The organism is Nocardia sp. CS682, assembly GCF_004634405.1.
In the GTDB taxonomy this organism is placed as follows: domain Bacteria; phylum Actinomycetota; class Actinomycetes; order Mycobacteriales; family Mycobacteriaceae; genus Nocardia; species Nocardia ninae.
Window position 1 is genome coordinate 4,100,381 of record NZ_CP029710.1, and the last position, 20,876, is coordinate 4,121,256.

The 20,876-nt window shown below is 67.7% G+C and carries 19 protein-coding genes; 11 read left to right on the top strand and 8 right to left on the bottom strand.

Features of this window, described 5'->3' with window-relative positions:
- Positions 1–44 precede the first annotated feature (44 nt).
- On the bottom strand, positions 45–935 hold the full coding sequence (locus DMB37_RS18485; RefSeq protein WP_135233780.1) for a hypothetical protein: 891 nt from the start codon (positions 933–935) through the stop codon (positions 45–47).
- A 439-nt stretch (positions 936–1,374) separates the two neighbouring features.
- Here DMB37_RS18485 and DMB37_RS18490 point away from each other — a divergent pair, with 439 nt between their 5' ends.
- Positions 1,375–2,514, top strand: a complete 1,140-nt coding sequence (locus DMB37_RS18490) for a lipase family protein (RefSeq protein ID WP_135233781.1) — start codon at positions 1,375–1,377, stop codon at positions 2,512–2,514.
- Positions 2,515–2,658: 144 nt separating this feature from the next.
- Here the strand turns inward: DMB37_RS18490 and DMB37_RS18495 are convergent, their stop codons facing one another.
- Positions 2,659–3,444, bottom strand: a complete 786-nt coding sequence (locus tag DMB37_RS18495) for a hypothetical protein (RefSeq protein ID WP_135233782.1) — start codon at positions 3,442–3,444, stop codon at positions 2,659–2,661.
- 199 nt (positions 3,445–3,643) lie between these two features.
- Between DMB37_RS18495 and DMB37_RS18500 the strand changes: the two genes are divergently transcribed.
- Both DMB37_RS18500 and DMB37_RS18505 read left to right on the top strand, forming a co-directional pair.
- On the top strand, positions 3,644–4,150 hold the full coding sequence (locus DMB37_RS18500) for a VOC family protein (protein WP_135233783.1): 507 nt from the start codon (positions 3,644–3,646) through the stop codon (positions 4,148–4,150).
- Positions 4,151–4,179: 29 nt separating this feature from the next.
- Positions 4,180–4,998, top strand: coding sequence for a MerR family transcriptional regulator (locus DMB37_RS18505; protein WP_240772444.1), 819 nt, complete (start codon positions 4,180–4,182; stop codon positions 4,996–4,998).
- 39 nt (positions 4,999–5,037) lie between these two features.
- On the opposite strand, the gene DMB37_RS18510 is transcribed toward DMB37_RS18505, so the two are convergent.
- Positions 5,038–6,576, bottom strand: coding sequence for an MFS transporter (locus DMB37_RS18510; RefSeq protein WP_206055274.1), 1,539 nt, complete (start codon positions 6,574–6,576; stop codon positions 5,038–5,040).
- Positions 6,577–6,649: 73 nt separating this feature from the next.
- Positions 6,650–7,207: a TetR/AcrR family transcriptional regulator gene (locus tag DMB37_RS18515; protein ID WP_135233785.1), complete on the bottom strand. Its 558-nt coding sequence runs from the start codon at positions 7,205–7,207 to the stop codon at positions 6,650–6,652.
- A gap of 39 nt (positions 7,208–7,246) precedes the next feature.
- Here DMB37_RS18515 and DMB37_RS18520 point away from each other — a divergent pair, with 39 nt between their 5' ends.
- The gene (locus DMB37_RS18520; protein ID WP_135233786.1) at positions 7,247–8,491 is read left to right on the top strand and encodes a KasA/KasB family beta-ketoacyl-ACP synthase; all 1,245 of its coding nucleotides are present in this window, start codon (positions 7,247–7,249) and stop codon (positions 8,489–8,491) included.
- A 46-nt stretch (positions 8,492–8,537) separates the two neighbouring features.
- On the opposite strand, the gene DMB37_RS18525 is transcribed toward DMB37_RS18520, so the two are convergent.
- Positions 8,538–9,185, bottom strand: a complete 648-nt coding sequence (locus DMB37_RS18525; RefSeq protein WP_135233787.1) for a TetR/AcrR family transcriptional regulator — start codon at positions 9,183–9,185, stop codon at positions 8,538–8,540.
- Positions 9,186–9,269: 84 nt separating this feature from the next.
- On the opposite strand from DMB37_RS18525, the gene DMB37_RS18530 reads away from it, so the two are divergent.
- The 3 genes from DMB37_RS18530 (at position 9,270) to DMB37_RS18540 (ending at position 12,476) form a co-directional block, all read left to right on the top strand.
- Entirely contained in the window at positions 9,270–10,361 is a 1,092-nt protein-coding gene (locus DMB37_RS18530) for an epoxide hydrolase family protein (protein WP_135233788.1), read from the top strand.
- Between the two features lie 167 nt (positions 10,362–10,528).
- On the top strand, positions 10,529–11,665 hold the full coding sequence (locus tag DMB37_RS18535) for an epoxide hydrolase family protein (RefSeq protein ID WP_135233789.1): 1,137 nt from the start codon (positions 10,529–10,531) through the stop codon (positions 11,663–11,665).
- Positions 11,666–11,852: 187 nt separating this feature from the next.
- A complete protein-coding gene (locus tag DMB37_RS18540; RefSeq protein ID WP_135233790.1) occupies positions 11,853–12,476 on the top strand; it encodes an NAD(P)-dependent oxidoreductase in 624 nt (207 codons plus the stop codon).
- Positions 12,477–12,572: 96 nt separating this feature from the next.
- Here DMB37_RS18540 and DMB37_RS18545 read toward each other — a convergent pair whose 3' ends face one another.
- Positions 12,573–13,721 (bottom strand): GTP-binding protein, encoded by a 1,149-nt coding sequence (locus DMB37_RS18545; RefSeq protein WP_135233791.1) that lies wholly within the window; start codon positions 13,719–13,721, stop codon positions 12,573–12,575.
- Positions 13,722–13,812: 91 nt separating this feature from the next.
- Between DMB37_RS18545 and thiD the strand changes: the two genes are divergently transcribed.
- On the top strand, positions 13,813–14,658 hold the full coding sequence (thiD, locus tag DMB37_RS18550) for a bifunctional hydroxymethylpyrimidine kinase/phosphomethylpyrimidine kinase (RefSeq protein ID WP_135233792.1): 846 nt from the start codon (positions 13,813–13,815) through the stop codon (positions 14,656–14,658).
- A 211-nt stretch (positions 14,659–14,869) separates the two neighbouring features.
- On the opposite strand, the gene DMB37_RS18555 is transcribed toward thiD, so the two are convergent.
- Entirely contained in the window at positions 14,870–15,565 is a 696-nt protein-coding gene (locus DMB37_RS18555; protein WP_240772445.1) for a TetR/AcrR family transcriptional regulator, read from the bottom strand.
- A 168-nt stretch (positions 15,566–15,733) separates the two neighbouring features.
- Here DMB37_RS18555 and DMB37_RS18560 point away from each other — a divergent pair, with 168 nt between their 5' ends.
- Both DMB37_RS18560 and DMB37_RS18565 read left to right on the top strand, forming a co-directional pair.
- Positions 15,734–17,326, top strand: coding sequence for an NAD(P)/FAD-dependent oxidoreductase (locus tag DMB37_RS18560; protein WP_135233793.1), 1,593 nt, complete (start codon positions 15,734–15,736; stop codon positions 17,324–17,326).
- A complete protein-coding gene (locus tag DMB37_RS18565; protein ID WP_135233794.1) occupies positions 17,323–18,171 on the top strand; it encodes an SDR family oxidoreductase in 849 nt (282 codons plus the stop codon). Before DMB37_RS18560 ends, DMB37_RS18565 begins: the two co-directional genes overlap by 4 nt.
- Positions 18,172–18,179: 8 nt before the next feature.
- Here the strand turns inward: DMB37_RS18565 and DMB37_RS18570 are convergent, their stop codons facing one another.
- Positions 18,180–19,223 carry an Lrp/AsnC family transcriptional regulator gene (locus tag DMB37_RS18570; RefSeq protein WP_135233795.1) on the bottom strand — a complete coding sequence of 348 codons (1,044 nt, stop codon included), beginning with the start codon at positions 19,221–19,223 and terminating at the stop codon, positions 18,180–18,182.
- Positions 19,224–19,331: 108 nt separating this feature from the next.
- Here DMB37_RS18570 and DMB37_RS18575 point away from each other — a divergent pair, with 108 nt between their 5' ends.
- Complete coding sequence (locus DMB37_RS18575; RefSeq protein ID WP_135233796.1) at positions 19,332–20,852, top strand: MFS transporter; 1,521 nt, start codon at positions 19,332–19,334, stop codon at positions 20,850–20,852.
- Positions 20,853–20,876: the final 24 nt, after the last annotated feature.

Consider the following 20,876-nt stretch of genomic DNA (forward strand, 5'->3'; position numbering starts at 1 on the left):
CGGGTTCGCCTGTCCGGCAACGCATCCGGTTCCCGCACACCGCTTCAGGTGTGCGGGAACCGGTCGTTTCCGTCCCGTCGCATGATCGCCAGCAGCGACTCGAGGTGATCGGCGGGGACGACCTCCATCCGGTCGCCGCTGCCGCGAATGGTCGCGGCGATGTCGACGGTGATTCGGTTGCGCCACCAATAGATCGAGCGGCTGACCGGCCTCGACTCGGCTTCGCCCGCGACGAGCAGCTGGGCGAGCAGGCTCGTTCCGGCGAAGACGGTGGGGCCGGTGATCGGGTGCACGAGCAGGTGGGTGTGCCCTGGGATGACGAGCAATGCGCCCCAGGGCCCCACGACCGGGTAGTCGTCGAGCCAGCGCACGTGCGCCGTGACGAAATCCGAAGCACCGTAGAGCATTTGAATATCGATGTCGTCCATGCCGTCGATCTCGGCCGCCATCAGGTCGAGCCCACCCTCCGCGCGGGTGTTGCGTTCGGCGATCTCGAACAGGTCGGATTCCTTTGCGCCCCAACGCAGTGCAGCCGTATAGGTCACCGGGGTCATGATCTCGCCGAAGTCGACCAGCACCCGCTGCAGCAGGCCGGGCGCGACCAACCGCCGCACATCATTGATCAACCCCTTGGTGCGCGCCGAGCAGAGCCGAGTCCGCAGCAGCGGCCGCACCGACTCCAGCCGCGCCATCTCGAGCTGCCCCGCGGTCAGATCCACGATCTGCATCTCCAGCCGATCACCGACCAGCGCCGCCCACAGCTGGCGCGGCGCACGAGCACCCCGCCGCGCCAGCCGAGTACTCGGCAGCACGATCCGAACCCCCGCCGCACCACTGAGCACGAACTCCCCGTCCGACTCCTCGCACCCGAACCCGTGCCGCAACGCAACCTCACTGACCAGCAATTTCAGCAGACCCGAGGACGACTCTTGCATGACCCCTCGCTCTCGGCCGATTCCCACCTACCTCCAGTATATCGAACATACGTTCGAGCCTGGGGTGATCTCCTGCGTCAAGATTCTTGCCAGGGTCTCCAGGTTCAAGGTCCGAGACCGGACAGTCAGGAAGGGAAGACGAGACTCGCCGGAGCAGCGGCGATTGCGATCGAGAACGAGCAACTCGAGCTCGCGCCGGCCGAGGCGACGGTGCAGTTGCGGATCCGGCGCCACGGCGTCGCGCACACCGATAAGGCCCCTTCGCCGATGTTGTCAGGCGGGAATGACGGGCAGCCCCCGTCAACACGTGTAACCCAGAGTAATACCTATCTGCTAACATTTCGCGCACATCGCGAGGGTGTGCGCATCCGCTGCCATAGTCGAGGTCTTTGCCTGTTCTGCCGCCTTGTTCGAAGGTCGTCTCCGAAGGGAAAGGTTGATGATGAACGCACGTCATCTGCTCGCAGGGGTTGCCGTGGCCGCTTCGGTTGTGGCGTCGGCGCCGATGGTGGCGGCGCAACCGGCACCCGGGTCGTCCGCGCCCGGCTCGGTGATCGAGGTCGGTGATCTGCCCGCAGCCGTTGGCCCGGAGGGCGCGGCCCAGCGGCAGCGGATCACCTACTGGTCGACGGGTCCGCAGAATCAGCCGGTGCGGGTCACCGGGATGCTGCTCGTTCCGCCGGGAACCGCGCCGCAGGGCGGCTGGCCGGTCATGGGCTGGCATCACGGCACAGTCGGCATCTCCCCCGGGTGCGCACCCTCGGCCGCCAAGGACGATCCGGAGACCTCGCAGTTCTTGTCCCGCTGGCTCGCCGCCGGGTACGCGATCGCGGCCACCGACTACGCCTTCTACGGCGACCCGGCGGCCGAGGCCTACCTCGCCGAATCCGAGGCCTACAACGAGATCGACATGGTGCGTGCGGCCCGTGCCGCCGTACCGAGCTTGTCGAACCAGTGGGTAGCGGTCGGCCACTCCCAGGGCGGGAAGAACACGTTGGTCACCGCAGCAGTGGCCGCCGACTACGCACCCGACCTGGATTTGCGCGCAACGATCGCCTACGCCCCGGCCAATCATTTCACCGAACAACTGCTCGCCTTCGGCAATCCCGCTACTCCCGCATCATTGACCCCCGGCGAGGTCACCGCCTACGCCGCCTACGGCCTCCGCGCGCTGACCGTGGCTCGCCCGGACTTCGATCTGGACAGCTACCTCACCCCCATCGGCAAGCAGGTCCTCGCCGACACCGCACGCCTGTGCCTGGACCCGATGGCCGAGCGGGTCGGCACTATCGGTTTCGGGCAGATGCTCACCAAACCCTTGGCAGTCGGCGATTTCCCCACCGTCGCCGCCACCACCTTCGAGATCCCGCTGACCGGCTACCAGCGCCCGGTATTCGTCGCCCAAGGCTTGGCCGACACCGCCGTGTTCCCGGTCACCACCGACCTACTCGCCGCCGAACTCACCGCCCACGCCAACCCCCTCACCTACCGCCACTACCCGGACCAAGACCACATGAGCATCCTCGCCACAGCCACCGAGGACGGCCTCGCCTTCGCCGAGACCCACCTCCGCCGATAGAGCCCTGCACTCCTGGACCGACGCCGTCATAGCGTTCGGTGCGGGAGTGTCTGATTGACCTGCCCACCACCTGGATCGGCTCGGCGGTGCGCAGATCGGCGGGCGGATCCAATCACCGCACACGGGTGGCGATCATCCTCGCGTTCAATCCAGCCATCCGGCTGCACGCCATTTCTGCACCGCCCAAGCTTCGGCCTTGTCGGATTCGATCCGGCTTTCGACATTCACAGCTGCCGTCTTGGCTTGGCGGTAGGCCAGCAGCGCGGCCTGCTTCACCTCGCGGTCGATCTCGGGCAGGTCGCTATCCGAGCCTTCTCCGCAGAGCATGCCGCGCTTCTTCGCGAGGTAGTCGTCCAGCCCCTTGGCGGTATCGGATTCGGCGCCGTCGCGATCGAAGCAGATGTCGTCCGACGCGTCACCGCAGGAACCGCCGCCCTTCCCGGTCGTGTAGGCGCACACCGCCAACAGCGATTTCATGGAAGCCGCAAGATAGGACATGTTGAAAGGGTTCTTGCGAGTCTGCGGCGCAACCCCGACGTCACCCTTCAGTTGGTAAGGAGTGATGGACTCGTACTCCGCATAGTCGTCCTGCGGTGCGCTGTCGAATCGCGCTGTCGCGCTGTCGGTCCGCTTCGCCGCGCAGACCTCGACCTCGTCCTCGATGTCACCCGCCGCCTCCTCCTGGGCCGCGGTGCACAGCTCGGCATCGCTCATCTGTTCGTCGGTGATGCCCGCATACGGCTGCTGGTCAGCCATATCGTCGGACTCCATATCTCCGGGGTCCATATCGCCGGGTTCCGCGACCAATACGACCTGCGCCCGGCCGGGATCGTGGCCCACCGTGCCGCTCGGCCACGACTGAACCATCCCCAAACTCGCCACTGCGGCCAGTGCGACGAAGACCGGCCGGGCCATGCTTTTGCACTTCATCGAAAGTCCTCGGGTTCGGGCACTTGTCTACAGAGACAAGGCGAGGTGAGCTACCTGAATGGTGACGCGATCGGTCTTTGTGGGAGCCACCAGAGATTCGGAGGCACATAGCTTCTGGATGGGATGATCGCTGGAGAAGGCCAGGCCGGCACGACTGTTCGCTTGACCCTGACGTTGCGTGAGGCTCGACGATGCCTTCATGACCGACACGTTTTCCGCATTCGATATCAGCCCCGTTCCCGACCCCGCACTCGACGCCGAACCTGCGGAGCTCTACCGCGGCATCTACGCGATGCCGATGTTCGTCACGGCGCCGACGGCGGATCTCGCCGGGTCGGTGGATTTCTGGGTTCGCGGTCTCGGGTTCTTCGATCTGTTCACGGCGCCGGGGCAGGTTACCCACCTGCGCCGCTGGGCGTTTCAGGATGTTTTGCTGGTACCGGGTGAACGTCCTGCCGATGCGTCGGCGCTCAGCGTGAGTTTCGCGTGCGTGCTGAGCCAACTCGAGCAGATCGCGACCGCGTGTGAGCAGCTGCGGCCGGGCTGTACGACGGGGCCGCGAGAGATGCCGTGGAACTCGGTGGAGCTGGAGGTCCGCACGCCGGAGAACATCCGGGTGATCATGACGGCGGCCCGGCCCTACGAGCCGAACGGCGCGGCCGCCGAGTACCTGCGGGACATGGGCATCCCGGCGCCCGAACAGTGACCGGCGTCGGGGCTGACACACTGGACGGTGTGACGAATCGTCGCTTCGCCGAGTCGGCGATCGGCGCCGGCCGCACGGTCGGCGCCGTCGCCGCGCTGGTAGGCGTCACCGTCCGGACGCTGCACCACTGGGATGCGATCGGGCTCGTCTGCCCCTCCGAGCGCAGCTACGCGGGCTACCGGCTCTACACCGCGGCGGACATCACCCGCATCCATCGGGTGCTGGTCTACCGTGAGCTCGGGGTACCGCTGAACGAGGTCGGGGCGTTGCTGGACGCACCGGCAACCGATGCGGCGGCGGCACTGCGCAGGCAGCGCGACCAGGTTCGCGAGCGCGTCGCCCGGCTACAACAGATGGGCGACGCCCTGGATCGCCTGATCGAAGCGAGGGAGTCCGGCATCCTGCTGCCAGCTGAGGAACAGGTGGCGATCTTCGGTCAGCACTGGCAGCCCGCTTGGGCAGGCGAGGCGCACGAGCAGTGGGGTGACACGGCCCAGTGGGCGCAGTTCGCCGAACGTGCCGCGGATCGGACCGCCGAGCAGTGGCAGCAGATCGCCGAGAGTGTCGAGGCGCTCAACGCGGACCTGGCCGCCGCGTGTCGCGCCGGGACGGCGCCGGGCAGCGATGTGGCCAACGCGCTGGCCGAGCGGCACCGAGCCTCGATCGGCGTCTACTTCGACTGCACCCACTCGATGCAGGTCTGCCTGGGCCGCAGGCACATCGCCGACCCCGGCTTCACCGCGTTCTACGACGCGATCGAGCCCGGCTTGACCGCCTGGCTGCGCGACATCATCGACGCCAACGCCCGCGCCAACGGCATCGACCCCGAAACGGCGACCTGGAGCTGACCCGCGCAGGTACGCATCCGGCGGGGGTAACTCGACGAGCTAGTGCGAGCCGGTTACCCGGAAGCCTTTGGGCACCAACCGAACCGCGATGACCGCGACAACGGCGACGATGGCGGCGGAGACGTACGCGGTGGTGGTGAGCGCCGCGTCGAACGCGTGTCGGGCTTCGGCGAGGACCTGTTCGCGGGTCGCGTTGTCCAGCCGGCTCGCCACCTCTACCGCACCGCCGATGGATTCCCTTGCCGTGGCGAGGTTTTCGCCACGCAACGGCAGGTCGGCCATGTTGTCGGTGAAGACGCGCCCGTGGATGCTGCCGAGCAAGGCGACGCCGAGCCCGATGCCCAGTTCGTAGTTGGTTTCGGAGACCGCACCGGCCTGCCCGGCGCGTTCGGGCGGCACCGCCGAGACCAGGACGGCGGCGGCCGCGGTGATCGCCAGACCGTCACCGAGGCCGAAGGACGCGAGCACCAGTGCGACAACGGGATACGTGGTCGGCTCGGGACTCAGCGCGAGTCCGAGGAAGCCGAGTGCCAGCGCGCCGAGTCCGATGGCGAGCACGGCTCGAACGCCGATGTGCTGCATCAACCACGGCGTCGCCAGCGACGCGACCAGCAGCGTCAAGGCCGAGGGCAAGGTGCGCAGCCCCGCCTCGGACGGGGAGTAGCCGTGCACGTACTGCAACCACAACGAGATGAGGAACAGCGCGGCGCCGATCGCGAGCATGGCCAGCAGCGTGGCGAGGGCGGCGGCCGAGAAGGCGCCGTTGCGGAACAGCCGCACGTCGAGCAGCGGATCTGCGGCGCGGAGCTGGCGGCGCGCGAACCAGGCGAGCAGCAGCACACCGAGCACCAGGATCACCCAGTCCACCGGGTCTGGCGTGCCCTTGGCGACATGCTTAATCCCCCAGGCCAATCCGACAATGCCCGCGATGGACAACACGGCGGCCAGCCAGTCCAGCGAGCCCGCCTGTGGCGCACGGTATTCCGGCAGCAGCCAGGCGCCGACCAGCACCGTGAGCACGACCACCGGCACGTTCAACCAGAACGCCGACGCCCAGCCGAACTGCTCGACCACCACGCCGCCGATGAGCGGGCCGATGGTCGCGCCCGCACCGGCCACCGCGGCCCAGATGCCGATGGCGAGGGTGCGTTCGCGCGTATCGGTGAAGATGTTCCGGATCAGCGACAGCGTCGACGGCATCACCATTGCGCCGCCGATGGCCAGGAGCACCCGTCCGGCTATCAATTGCCACGAGCTCTGCGACGTCGCCGCCACCACCGAGGCCACACCGAAGAGCACGAAGCCCGCCAGGAAGAGCAGCTTTCGACCGACCCGGTCACCGACCGCGCCTGTGGTGATCAGCAGGCCGCCGAGCACCAGTCCGTAGACATCGATGATCCACAGCTGCTCGAGCCGTCCCACCTGCAGATCGGCGATCAGCGAGGGCAGCGCGACATTCAGAATGGTGGCATCCATCGCCACCAGCAGCAGGCTGGCGCACAGCACGGCCAGCATCACCCAGCGGGTGCCGCCCACCGTCGAACCCGCGGCATTCGTCTCCGGCACGCGCGCCGCCATCCTGCCTCCTCGCTCACCCCCGATCCAGCATCCACCGCGTTTCAGCAAACACCAAGTAACCGGGCCGCCGGTCCTATCGGAGCGACTGGTCGATCAGCAGGCGGGCGGCCCGGTCGGTGCGGTCCACGTCGCCGGTGATCACGCGATCTTGGAGGATGCCGCGCAAGCCCGAAACAAGCAGTGTCGCTACGAGTTCCGGGTCATCGACGGAGGGCAGGCCGCGCAGGCCCGCGGCGAGCGCCTCGATGAAGGTCGCGATGGCGGTCTCGGCGTACTCGGCATACGGGCTGTGCGCCGCACACGCGGCACCGAGGACCTGCAGCATCACCCGGACGCTGGTGCGGCCGTCGCCGGAGGTGTTGGCCTGCCAGAACTCCCACAGTTGGGTGCGCAGCTCGGCGGCGTCGGCGACCTGCGCGAAGAGCGCCGTGAGGTCAGGGCGCTGAGTGGCCAGCGCCTGGACCAGCAGCTCCTCCTTGGTGGTGAAGTAGTAGATCAGCATCCGCGAGCTGGTGCCGAGGGCGGCGGCGAGCGGGCGCAGCGACAGGTCGACGAGGCCGTGGTCGGCGATGTAGCGCACGACGGCGTCGAGGAGCTCGGCGCGTTTGGCGTGGTCGAGGGGGCGGGCCATGGGTTGACTGTAGCGACTGGTACAGGTATCCATGTCATCGTGACTGTAACAATCGCTTCAGAAACTCGGGAGTCCGTGGTCGTCACCGGCTACGCGGCCACCACCTCGCTGGCCGAGGACATGGATACGACCTGGTCGGAGCTGCTGCTCGGGCGCAGCGGCATCGGCGTGCTCGCCGCGGACTTCGTCGCCGAGTACGACCTGCCGGTGCGCATCGGCGGGCAGCTGAAGTCGCATCCGGGCGAACAACTGACGCGGATCGAACAGCGCCGGCTGTCCTATATCGAACAGCTGGCGCTGGTGCTCGGCCGCGCGGTCTGGCAGCGGGCCGGCGCCCCGCAGGTGGACGGCGAACGGCTCGCCGTCGCCATCGGCACCGGGCTCGGCGGTGGCGACGCGCTGATCAACGCGGTCGACGCGATGCGAGCAGGCGGCTACCGGAAGGTGTCGCCGATGTCGGTGCCGATGGTGATGCCGAACGGGCCTGCGGCCACCGTCGGACTCGAAATCGGCGCCAAGGCAGGCATTTTCACGCCGGTGTCGGCGTGCTCGTCCGGCTCCGAGGCGATCGCGCAGGCCTGGCGACTGATCAGTACCGGCGAAGCCGATGTGGTGGTGACCGGCGGCGTGGAGGGCCACATCGACGCGGTGCCCATCGCGAGTTTCGCGATGATGCGGGCGATGAGCACCCGCAATGACGAGCCCGAGCGGGCGTCGCGCCCGTTCGATCGGGACCGGGACGGCTTCGTCTTCGGCGAGGCGGGCGCGCTACTGGTGCTCGAATCCGAGCGGCACGCACGGGCTCGTGGCGCCGAGATGCACGGCCGGGTGCTCGGCGCGGGCATCACCTCCGACGCCTATCACATCGTCGCCTCGGAACCGGCGGGCATCGGTGCGGCCCAGGCCATGCGCAAGGCGATACAGACTGCGGGACTACAGGTTCCGGATATTCAGCACATCAATGCCCATGCGACCGCCACCTCGATCGGCGACGCGTCGGAGGCCAACTCGATCGCCGCCGTAGCGCCGGACGCGTCGGTCTACGCCCCCAAATCCGCACTGGGACATTCGATCGGCGCGGTGGGCGCGCTCGAATCCCTCGTCACCATGCTGACACTGCGCGACCAAATCGTCCCGCCCACACTGAATCTCGACAACCGTGATCCGGCGATCGACCTGGATATCGTCAGCGGGGCAGCACGCAAACAGCGCATCGACTACGCACTGAACAACTCGTTCGGCTTCGGCGGGCACAACGTGGCGTTGGCGTTCGGCCGGGTCTGAGTCCGCGGTACTCGAACTCCTCAGCGCCCGAGAATCGCGGTCGCGGTCAGGGACGCCGCTCCCACCGCCACGCGAACTCGCCGGCCTTGGGCGGGGGGCCGGGCAGATCACCGTCCACGGACAGGCCCGCCACCAGCATGGCGAGCACCCGGCGGCGCAGCTGCGCGGTGCGTTCCGGATCGGGCATGGCGATGGCGGCACACGATTCCAGGATGAGTCCGAGATCCTCGGCGGTGACGCCGGGCCGCAGCTTCCCGGTGGCCTGCGCGCGCCGCACGATCTCGTTGTTCGCCTCGGCGGAGTGCATCACGTCGGGCAGAAACGACTCGTCCGGGGTGAAGGTGCCGGCCAGGTGCACCGTCAGCGAGTGCACGTCGGCGTCGACGACCCGCTCCAGGAATTCGACCAACGCCCGCCAGCCGTCCGTATCGGCCAGCGCCGCATCGGCCTCCACGTTGTAGCGGCGCAGGCCCTCGTGACAGAGCGTGCGCAACAGGACTTCTTTGCTCGGGTAGCGCCGATACAGCGCGCTGATCCCCACCCCCGCCCGCTCGGCGACGGCGGCGATCGGGGCATTGGCGTCGGCCAGAAACACCGACCGCGCGGCGTCCAGGATGAGCCCGTCGTTGCGAGCCGCCTGCGCCTTGCGGCCGGGTAGGGCCTTCTGAGCTGGAGCATCTGATGACTTCGGCATGATTTCAGGATAGCACTTGAACGGAATGATCCGTTCTGTTACTGTTCAAACAGAACGAAGCATTCCGTTTCAAAAGGAGTTCAGATGACCACCATCACCCCCTTCCGCATCGCCATCGACCAGGCCGAGCTGGACGAACTGCAGGCCCGGCTGGCCCGCACCCGCTGGGCCGACCAGATCCCCGGCTCGGGCGACGCCTACGGGGTGAGCGTCGACCGGGTCCGCCACCTGGTGAACTACTGGCGCGACGGGTTCGATTGGCGCAAGGTCGAGGAGACGCTGAACGCGTACCCGCAGTTCACCACCGAGATCGACGGCCAGAACATCCACTTCCTGCACGTGCGGTCATCGCAGGACAGTGCCGAGGCGCTGCCGCTGATCCTGACCCACGGCTGGCCGGGGACGTTCGTGGAATTCCTCAATGTCATCGAGCCGTTGACCGCGGCCGGGCACGACCTGGTGATCCCCTCGGTGCCGGGGTACGGATTCTCCGGTCCGACAACGGAAGCCGGCTGGAACGACACCAGGATCGCGCAGGCCTGGGCCGAGTTGATGCGGCGGCTCGGGTACGACAAGTACGGCGCGGTCGGCAACGACGGCGGCGCGCAGATCTCCCCCGAGCTCGGCCGGGTCGATCCCGAACACGTTGTCGCCGTCCAGGTTTCCCAGGTCTACTCGTTCCCGACGGGCGATCCGGCCGAAATGGCCGACCTCACCGAGGACGAGGCGCAGTCCCTGGCCACCCTGGATTGGTTCGTCAAGAACAAGATGGGGTTCAACATCCTGCAGTCGCAGCAACCGCAGACTTTGGCGCACGCACTGATGGATTCGCCGGCCGGGCTCGTCGGCTGGAACAGTCAACTGCTCGGACCCGACCTCGACGACGACTTCGTGCTGACCAACATCGCGATCCACTGGCTCACCGGCACAGCGGGTTCCGCGATCCGGCACTACTTCGAGAAGGCCAAGGCCGACCAGCCGACCGGACCGACGTCGGTCCCGCTGGCACTGTCGGGCTCCAACGGCGACTTCCACGGCATCCGCCGCTTCGCCGAGCGCGACCACAGCAACATCGTCGCGTGGCGGACCCACGACGTGTACACGCACTACCTGCACCACGTCGCGCCCGAGCTGATGTCCACCGAGATCACCGAGTTCTTCGCGCAGTACCGCTGAGCGTCGCATCCACAGCCCACACCCGCCGGGTGTGGGCTGTTTTGCGTCCCCAGAACCCCGTCGAGCTGGGCAAAACAAGAAAGTTTTCGCCAAGTATTGAAACGGAATGATCCGTTCTGTTAGAGTTTGAAACAGAACGAAACATTCCGTTTCACAAGGAGAACGCCATGAGCACCATCAAGCCCTTCCAGATCAACGTCCCGCAGGCCGAGCTCGACGATCTGGCAGACCGGCTGCGCCGCGCCATCTGGCCGAGCGAACTGCCCGGCGTCGGCGACTCCTACGGCGTGCCCGGCGATCGGGTGCGCAGCCTCGCGCAGTACTGGCTGGAGAGCTTCGACTGGCGGGCGCTGGAGGCGAAGCTGAATTCCTACCCACAGTTCACCACCGAAATCGATGGCGAGAATATCTACTTCCTGCACATCCGGTCCGCCCGCGAGGACGCGCTGCCGGTCGTCCTCACCCACGGCTGGCCCGGCTCCGTGCTCGAGTTCCTCGACATCATCGAGTCGCTCACCACGCCGGAATCCGCCGACGACCCCGCCTTCCACGTGGTGATTCCGGCGTTGCCTGGCATGGGTTTCTCCGGCCCCACCCACAGCACCGGCTGGACCATGCGGCGCGTGGCAAAGGCCTGGATCGAGCTGATGGATCGACTGGGCTACCAGCGTTTCGGCGCGATCGGCAATGACGGCGGCTCGATGGTCTCACCGGAGATCGGCCGCCTGGTACCGGACCGGGTGGTGGGCGTCCATGTGACGCAGCTGTTCTCGTTCCCGTCCGGCGATCCGGCCGAGTTCGTCGATCTCTCGCCGGAGGACCTGGCGGGTCTGGAGCACCTGAAGTGGTTCCAGGACAACAAGATGGCCTTCAATATCCTGTGCAGCCAGCAGCCTCAGACACTGGCCTACGCGCTCTCCGACTCGCCGATCGGGCTGTTGGGTTGGAACGCACAACTTTTCGGCGAGAGCCTGGACGCCGAGTTCGTCATCGGCAACGTCGCCCTCTACTGGCTCACCGGCACCGCGGCGTCGTCGGTCCGGTTCTACTACGAGGAAGCCCACAGCACCGACCGCCCCACCGGGCCGACCACGACCCCGACCGCGGTTGCCATGTTCAAAGGCGATTTCCAGTCGATCCGCCGCTTCGCCGAGCGCGACCACAGCAACATCGTCAGTTGGAACTCCTACGACTCCGGTTCGGTGATCGGCGGTCCGAACGATGCCGCGGGCCACTTCGCCGCGCACGAGGCGCCGGAGCTCCTCGTCGGCGATATCCGGCAGTTCTTCGCCAAGATCGGCTGAGTGCCGCCGCACGGCCCGCACCCCTCCGGAGTGCGGGTCGCCGCATGCGTCAACCGCTCTAGCGTGCACCAACCACCCGAGACTGTCTCTTATGCGATCGAGACTCACGGCCATGGTTCGTCTCACTCCGCGCTGTTGTACTTGATTCACCAACAGCTCAACGGCTTTCACCAAGGAGAGAAACACCATGAAAATCGCTGTCTTCGGAGCCACCAGCACGGTCGGTCGCCTGGTCGTCGCGCAAGCCATCGAGGAGGGTCACGAGGTGACCGCCTTCACCCGTAGCGCGGCGGGTATCGAACAGCGGCACGAGCGGCTGCACATCGTGGAAGGTGATGTGCTGGAAACGCATTCGGTGGAGCGCGCGGTCGTCGGTCAGGATGCGGTGCTCGTCTCGCTCGGCGCGGGCCGCAAGGGCGTGATCCGGGCGGAGGGCACCCGCGCGGTGCTCGCGGCGATGAACCGGACCGGGGTGAAGCGAGTGATCGTGCAGACCACCCTGGGCGTGGGCGAGAGCCGGGCCAACCTGAACTTCGTGTGGAAGTACCTGATGTTCGGGATGCTGCTGCGCCAGGCCTACGCCGACCACGTGCAGCAGGAGGCCTATGTGCGCGCCAGCGACCTGGACTGGACGATCGTGCGGCCCAGCGCCTTCACCGACGGGCCGCGCACCCGCGGCTTCCGGCGCGGCTTCCCCGCGGACGAGCGCGGGCTCGCGCTGAAGATCTCCCGCGCCGACATCGCCGACTTCATGCTCGAGCAGCTGACCGATACCACCTATCTGCGTCAGGCACCGGGCATCTCTAACTGAACGGCAGGCCATGCCACGGCGCGCCGCGACCCACGCTCCGAACCCGGTGCGTGGGTCGCCACTGCCCGAAGGCGCACCGAGCCAACGACTCTCGGCCTACGCGTGCTCGTGCAGTTCACCCCAGGCCGGGAACGGATCCGGGTAGCCTGCCCACTCGGCCGGACCCGCGGCGAACTCCACATCGGTGAGCAGTGCATTGTCGAGCAGGGCACGCACCTTGTCCCGATCGAGCTTGATACCGATGAAGACAATCTCCTGTCCGGCAGGCACTTCCAGCGCCGACCACCACGCGGCGGGCTCGAAGACGAGATTCGGCCCGGCCTGGGACCAGATGGCCGCCAGGGTGGCGCGGCTGGCGATCCAGCAGAAACCCTTGCTGCGCAACAGCCCACGCAGTTCACCGAGCGCCTCGGACAGCCGCAGTGGATGGAACGGCCGGTCGGCGGTGTAGGTGAGGCTGCGGATGCCGTACTCCTCGGTCTCCGGCGTGTGCCCGCCCGCCAGCTCCTCGTCCCAGCCCTCGGCCTCCGCCGCGACGACCGGGTTGTACCGGCCGGTGCCGAGCACCTCGCTCAACTCGACCACACCGTTGGTCGTGCGCAACACGTGGGCGCGCGGATTGAGTTTGCGCACAGTCGCTTCCACCGCGCCCGCAGCCGCGGCGCCGACCAGATCGGTCTTGTTCACCAGCAGCACATCGGCGAACTCCACCTGATCCACCAGCAAGTCGGCGATGGTGCGGGCATCGCCCTCGCCCGCCTGTAGATTCCGCTCGGCCAGCGCCTGCCCGCGGGCCACCTCGGCGAGGAAGGTGGACGCGTCGACCACCGTCACCATGGTGTCCAGCCGCGCGATATCGCCGAGCTTGAACCCGTCCTCGAACTCCCAGTCGAAGGTGGCGGCCACCGGCATCGGCTCGGAGATGCCGGTCGACTCGATCACCAACTGGTCGAACCGCCCCTCCCGCGCGAGCCTGCCCACCGCCTCGATGAGGTCCTCGCGCAGCGTGCAGCAGATGCAGCCGTTGGTCAGCTCGACGAGCTTCTCCTCGGTGCGATCGAGGTGCCCCTGGCCGGCCACCAGCGCGGCGTCGATGTTGACCTCGCTCATGTCGTTGACAATGACCGCCACCCGGCGGCCCTCCCGGTTGGCGAGGATGTGATTGAGCAGCGTCGTCTTGCCCGCGCCGAGGAAGCCGGACAGCACGGTGACGGGGAGCAGGTCGACGGGCGGTGAGGTGGTCATACCTTAATGATAATGGTTTTCATTTGCTGTCAGCAGACCGGGTCGCCGGTTGCGCGTGGCAACTCGGGCCGACGGTCGTAGGGTTTGTCTGGTGAAGCTGTTGCCATTGACCCCCGACGGGCAGACTCCCGTCCGGGTGCTCACCATTGCCGGAACCGACTCCGGTGGCGGCGCCGGAATTCAGGCCGATTCGCGCACCATGGCCCTGTGCGGGGTGCACGCCTGCGTGGCGGTCGCGGCGGTGACGGTGCAGAACTCGGTGGGGGTCAGCGACTTCCACGAGGTCCCGCCGCACATCGTGGCGGGCCAGGTCCGCACCGTGGCCACCGATATCGGGGTCGGCGCGGCCAAGACCGGCATGCTGGCCTCGACAGCCATCATCGAGGCCGTCGCGGCGGTCTGCCGGGAGGTGGGCATCGGCCGGGACGGCCGGATCCCGCTGGTGGTCGATCCGGTCGCCGCCTCCATGCACGGCGACCCACTGCTGCACGAGGAGGCGCTGGACGCCGTCCGGCACACGCTGATCCCGCTGGCGACGGTGGTGACGCCGAACCTCGACGAGGTCAGGCTGATCACCGGCATCGAGGTCACCGACGACGCCTCCGCCCGCTCGGCCGCCGAGGCACTGCACAAACTCGGTGCGCAGTGGGCGATCGTGAAGGGCGGGCACCTGCGCGCCTCGGAGTACAGCACCGACCTGCTCTTCGACGGTGCACAGTTCCTGGAGTTCACCGCGCCGCGGATCGGCACCGGCAACGATCACGGCGGCGGGGACACCCTGGCCGCGGCGATCGCGTGCGCGCTGGCCAACGGGTATCCGGTGCCCGAGGCGGTGGAGTTCGCCAAGGAGTGGACCTACCGGTGCCTCGCCGCGTCGTACGACCTCGGCGCGGGGCACGGTCCGGTGTCACCGCTGTGGCGGTTGCACCACGACTGACATCGGCGCGACCCCCGGAAATTGGGGGTGATTCACCGCACCAGCAGCCCCTTAAGGGGGCGGTTTCTTGTCGGTGGGTGCTGAGACAATAGAGATGTCGCAAACGCGGTCGGCCTCGACGAAGCGGTCGAACCAGAACAGCGTCGTTCGGGTGGATGCGACCAAGGTTCCAGCGCAGGCCCGGCGATGCCGCGGCCGGCGAGGCAAGGCGCTATTCGCCGGAAAAGGCAAGGTGCAGTGGCAGATCAGTGTCGATGACGATGCCGTTGAGCCGAGCATTGGCCTCGGTGAGCGCGGCGATGGTCTCGGCAAGGTAGGCAACGAACTTCTCGATCGGCATCGGCTGCGTCTTCAACCGGTTCGCGCCGAGCCACCAGTCGGTGGCCGACCCGACCGCACCGAAAATCGAGTAGATGACGAGTTCGACACTGTCCACCTCGACCGAGGTGTCGGCGACCAATTCGGCGAACAGATCAGCGGCCCGTTTCGCGGACTGCCGCGCCGATTGCAGCGCGCGTTCGGAGTCATCGGACTGCTGCGCGAAATGACTGTGCAGCATGAACCGGAAGACGTTGGGGTGCTGCGACACCACCAGCGCGTACTCCGCGGCGCCGCGACGCACCAGCTCGCGCGCCGAGTCGTTGGTCAGATCCACGCTCGACATCAGCTGCTCCCACAGCATGTCGCGGACCCGGTCGACGATGGCGTTGTACAGGTCGGTCTTGTCCTCGAAGTGCCGGTACAGCTTGGGTTTTGCCGCGCCCGCCTCCTTGGCGATATCGCCCATGCTGACTTCAGGGCCGAACTTGTCCAGCGCGCGGAACGCCGCGTCGACGAACTCCTCGCGCACCTTCAGCCGGTGCTCCCGCCAGCGCTCCGTGCGTGCGTCGACGCGCTTGCGTGGCACCTCGTCTATTTTTCGCCCGCTGCGCATCACAATTCCGGATGCTACCTGCTACCAGCGGTACCGATGACCGGGTCGCGCCGTTGACATCGGCTGAGGCGTGGGACACACTCGGGAAACTACCCAGAACCGGTGGTATCAGGTTCCGAACGCAGAGAGCCGGTGGGGACGATGACGTCCGCGATCCACACCCGAGTCCTCATTGTCGGCAGCGGTTTTTCCGGCCTCGGCATGGGCATCGCCCTCGACAAGGCGGGTATCGACGATTACCTCATCGTAGAGCAGGCCGCGGAGATCGGCGGCACCTGGCGCGACAACACCTATCCCGGCTGTGCCTGCGATGTGCCGACCCATTTGTACTCGTATTCCTTTGAGCCACGCACGACTTGGCGGCGGCTGTTCTCCGGGCAGCAGGAGATCTTCGACTATCTGAAGGACGTCGCCGACAAATACCGGCTGCGGCCGCGCATCCGCTTCCGGCAGCACATGGCCCACGGGTATTGGGACGAAGACGAGCGACGCTGGCACGCGTTCAGCGCGGACGGTCAGGAATATGTCGCGCAGTTCCTCGTGTCCGCGGTCGGCGCGCTGCATATTCCGAGCATTCCGGATTTTCGCGGCAGCGCCGACTTCACCGGTGCCACATTTCACTCGGCGCAGTGGGAGCACGAGGTCGAGCTGGCGGGCAAGCGGGTCGCGGTGATCGGAACGGGCGCCAGCGCAGTGCAATTCGTGCCGGAGATCGTCGGCGAGGTAGCGGCGTTGACCGTCTTCCAGCGCACCGCGCCGTGGGTGATGCCGCGCGCGGACGTGGAGTTCTCCGAACGTTTCCGGCGTGCGCTCGGCCGGGTGCCCGGCCTGCGCTTGGCGCTGCGCAATGGAATCTATTGGGGCGCCGAGGTCGGCGGGTACGCGATGAACTGGCGGCCCGCGCTGCTGAAGGTGCTCGAGCGGCTCGGCAGGCGCCACATCGAGCGCCAGATCGCCGATCCGGTGCTGCGGGCCCAGGTGACGCCGGACTATCGGGCGGGCTGCAAACGGCTGCTCGGCTCGGATACCTACTATCCGGCGCTCGCCGATCCCAAGACCGAGCTGGTCACCGCAGGCATCGACCATTTCACCGAAGACGGCATCGTCACCACCGACGGTGTCGAGCGTCAGGTCGATGTGATCATCTACGGCACCGGCTTTCACGTGCTCAATTCGTACAAGAATCTGCCGATGGTCGGCCTGCGCGGGGTGGATCTGACCGAGCGCTGGGACCGGGAGGGCGTGCAGGCGCATCGCGGGATCACGGTCGCCGACATGCCGAACGCCTTCTTCCTGGTCGGGCCGAACACCGGCCTCGGCCACAACTCGATGATCTTCATGATCGAGGCACAGATCCACTATGTGCTGCAGGCGATTCGGCGGGTACGCGAGCAGGGCGCGGTCGCGTTGGTGCCGCGGCGGTCGGCGCAGGACCGATTCAATGCCCGGCTGCAACAGGGGCTTTCCCGCTCGGTGTGGAATACCGGCGGCTGCCAGAGCTGGTACCTGGACGAGCACGGGAACAATCGGACGCTGTGGTCCGGGTTCACCTGGCAGTACTGGCTGCAGACCAGGCGGCTCGACCCGGCGGAGTACGAGTTCATCGGTCCCGCACCGAGTTCCCCGACGCGGCGCACGGTCGTCCTGGAAGACATTCCGATCCAGACTTTTCCAACGCCCCACCGCAATGGTCGGTCGACCCGCCCGCCCCGCAACCCCGAGGACGTTCAATGAAGAACTTCACAGACAAGGTCGCCGTGATCACCGGCGCGGGCTCCGGCATCGGCCGGGCGCTGGCAGTGGAACTCGCCCGGCGCGGGGCTCGGCTGGCGCTGTCGGACATCAACACCGAATCGGTGGCCGATACCGCGGGACGTTGCGAAAAGCTCGGTGCGACAGCGGTTCCGTACGAGCTCGACGTCGCGCACCGGGCCGCGGTGTATGCGCATGCCGCGGCCGTGCGCGGCGAATTCGGGCGGGTGAACCTGGTCATCAACAACGCGGGCGTGGCCCTCGGCGCCGATGTCGAGGACATGACGTGGGACGACTTCGACTGGCTGATGAACATCAACTTCTGGGGTGTCGCACACGGCACCAAAGCCTTCCTGCCCGACCTCATCAGGTCCGGCGACGGGCATATCGTCAATGTGTCCTCGGTGTTCGGGCTGGTCGGCGTGCCGACCCAAAGCGCTTACAACGCAGCTAAATTCGCGGTCCGTGGGTTCACCGAGGCACTGCGGCAGGAGATGCGGATCGCCGGGCATCCGGTCGGTGTCACCTGCGTGCATCCTGGCGGCGTGAAGACGAATATCGCGGTGAGCGCCCGCGGCATCCCCGACGACGTGGACGTCGAGACGATCCGCCGTGGCTTCGACGCGCTCACCCTGACCAGCCCGGACGCCGCCGCGAAAACCATTCTGCACGGCGTCGCGAAGAACAAGGCCCGGGTGCTGATCGGGGCCGACGCCCGCGCCATCGACCTGATCCCCCGCCTGCTCGGCCCGGCCTACGCAGACCTCGGCGTCCCGCTGTACCGGGCGGGCAGGCGGACGGCGGCGCGGTTCGGTATCGCCCTGTAGGACGGCGACTAGCGACGCCGCGCCGTGCCGGAGCGGGGCGGCACCGGCGGTGGCGGAATCAGCAGGCCCGCGCTGGTGCGCGAGCCCGCCTGCTTGAGTCGTTCGTGCACCGGGGTGAGTTCGAAGCTGTGCACGCCGTCGAGGGTGGCCATCTTGGTGGTCACATAGTGGTACACATCGTCGGTGGTGTCCGCGGTCAGCACGGCGAAGATGTTGAACGGTCCGGTAACCGCTGCGGCGTAGGCGGTTTCGTCGTGCTCGGCGATGGCGCGGCCGATCGCAGCCAGCCGCGCCGGGGCGACCCGCAGCCAGAGGAACGCCGACAGGCTGGAACCCAGTGCGGCAGGGGCGATGTCGAGATCGAAATAGAGAATGCCTGCGGCCTGCAGGGCGGCGATGCGGCGGGCCACCCGGCCGATGCTCATGCCGGTGGCACGCGCCAGGACGGAGTAGCTTGCGCGCCCGTCGCGGGCCAGCAGCTCGAGCAGTGCGTCGTCCTGGTCCCGGAGCTGTAGGTCGGCCTCGGTGTAATCCGTTGCGGCCGTGCTGTGCTCGCCCTCGACGCGCTTGGCCTGCCTGCCGCGCCAGTCGACCGCGCCCGGCCCGACGAAGCGGTGCAGAATCATCGCCGCGGCGATGTCGTGTACCGGCGCCGTGCGCTGTAGTCGCTGCACCAGCAGGTCGTCGCGATCCTGCTGGGTGCGCGGGTGCAGCGAGAAGTTGACCTCGGCGCCGGCCGCCGCGATGGCGACCCACGCGGCGTCGTCGCGGCGCGCCAACGCCTCACCGACCTGACGCGCGCCGTCCGGACGGCAGTGCACCCGGATGATCCAGTCGTTCTCGCCGAGCGCACGGGAGTCGACCGCGCCGATCACCCGGACCACGCCGTCGCGGCGTAGCCGCCGGTAGCGGCGGGCGACGGTCTGCTCGGCGACGCCCAGTTCGGCGGCGACCCGGTTGAACGAGACCCGGGGATCGAGCTGTAGCGCCTGCACGATCTGCGTATCGACGCCGTCCAAGATGGAGTTTTTGCCTATTCCAGCGGCGCTCATAGGGAGGAAATGTACGCCGAGTCGGCATCGTGGCGTCCGTTCGACCCGATTCTCCGGATACTCGACGCCGTCTCCACGCTCCCCGATTTTCGAGAGAGGACAACGGCTTTGCGCAAATGGCTGCCGCTGCTGACGGTGTGTCTGGGCACCTTCATGCTGTTGGTCGACGTCACCATCGTGAACGTCGCACTACCCGACATGCGGAACGATTTGGACGCGTCGTTCAGCGCACTGCAATGGGTCGTCGACGGCTACGCCCTCGCCATGGCGGCGCTCATGCTCGGCGCGGGCTCGATCGCCGACTCGGCCGGGCATCGCCGCACCTACCTGGCGGGATTGCTGCTGTTCGCGGTGTCCTCGCTGGTCTGCGGCCTCGCGCCGAACCCGACCGTGCTCATCCTCGCCAGGGTGGTGCAGGGGATCGGCGCGACGACCATGGCGTGCACCACCTTCGCCCTGCTGAACAACTCGTACACCGAACGGGACCGAGGCACCGCGTACGGGGTCTGGGGCGCTGTCGCGGGCGCGTCCAGCGCCGTCGGGCCGATCATCGGCGGCGTCCTCACCGATCTCGCCTCCTGGCGCTGGATCTTCTTCGTCAACCTGCCGGTCAGCGCGGTGGCCGTGGCGCTGTGCCTGTGGGTACTCGCCGACGGGGAGCGGGCGCAGCGCGGCCGGATCGACGGCACGGGCATGGTGGCGTTCACCGTCAGCGCGGCGGCCGCTACCTACGCGCTGATCCGGGCCAACGAGCACGGCTGGTCCGATCCGCTCACCTGGTGGTTGCTGCTGGTCGCGGCGGTGTCGCTGGTGGTGTTCCTGCTCGTCGAACGGGCTTCGGCCCACCCGATGCTCGACCTGGCGCTGCTGCGTGACCGTTCGTTCGTCGGCGTGCTCGGCGCCGCCGGTGCGCTGTTCTTCGCCGCCTTCAGCGCGCTGATGTACACCCAGATCTGGCTGCAGTCGGTGCTCGGACTGAGTGCGATCCAGGCCGGCGCGGTGGGACTTCCGTTGTCCGTCATGGCTTTTCTGGTATCCGGCGGCTTCGGCCGATATCTGCACGGAGAGCACCGCGGCCGGATCATCGCGGGCGGTCTCTTCGCCACCGGCCTCGGCGGGGTGACGGGCGCGCTGCTGGTGCACGGCGAAGCAGGTTGGGCGGCACTGGTTCCCGGCTTTCTGGTCATCGGGCTCGGGGTCGGCCTGGCCACCGCGACGTTGAGTTCGGCGGCGATGGCGGCGGTTCCGTGGCAGCGGGCCGGAATGGCGACGGGCGCGGTCAATACCGCGCAGCAGCTGAGCTTCACCCTCGGGATCGCCACCCTGGGCAGTGTTTTCACGGCACGAGCGGCGGATGTGCTCGCCGAGCGGGCGGTGCCGGACGCGCAGGCCTCGGCGCGGGCTGTGGGCGGCGGTCAAGCCGCGGTGCTGGTGCAGCAGGCGCCTGGCGAGGCGCAGTCCGCGCTGGCGGCGACCGTGCGAGCCGCTGCGGCGGCGGGCGTTCAGGGCACGCTAGCGGTCAGCGGGGTCGTCGGCTTGATCGGCGGCGCACTCGTGCTGTTGCTGATGCGGCGACGCAGCGGTCCAGTGTCGGAGGTGGCCGAAGAGGCGGCACGGCTGCCCGCCTGATCGGCGCGAATTCCGGGCGGCCTG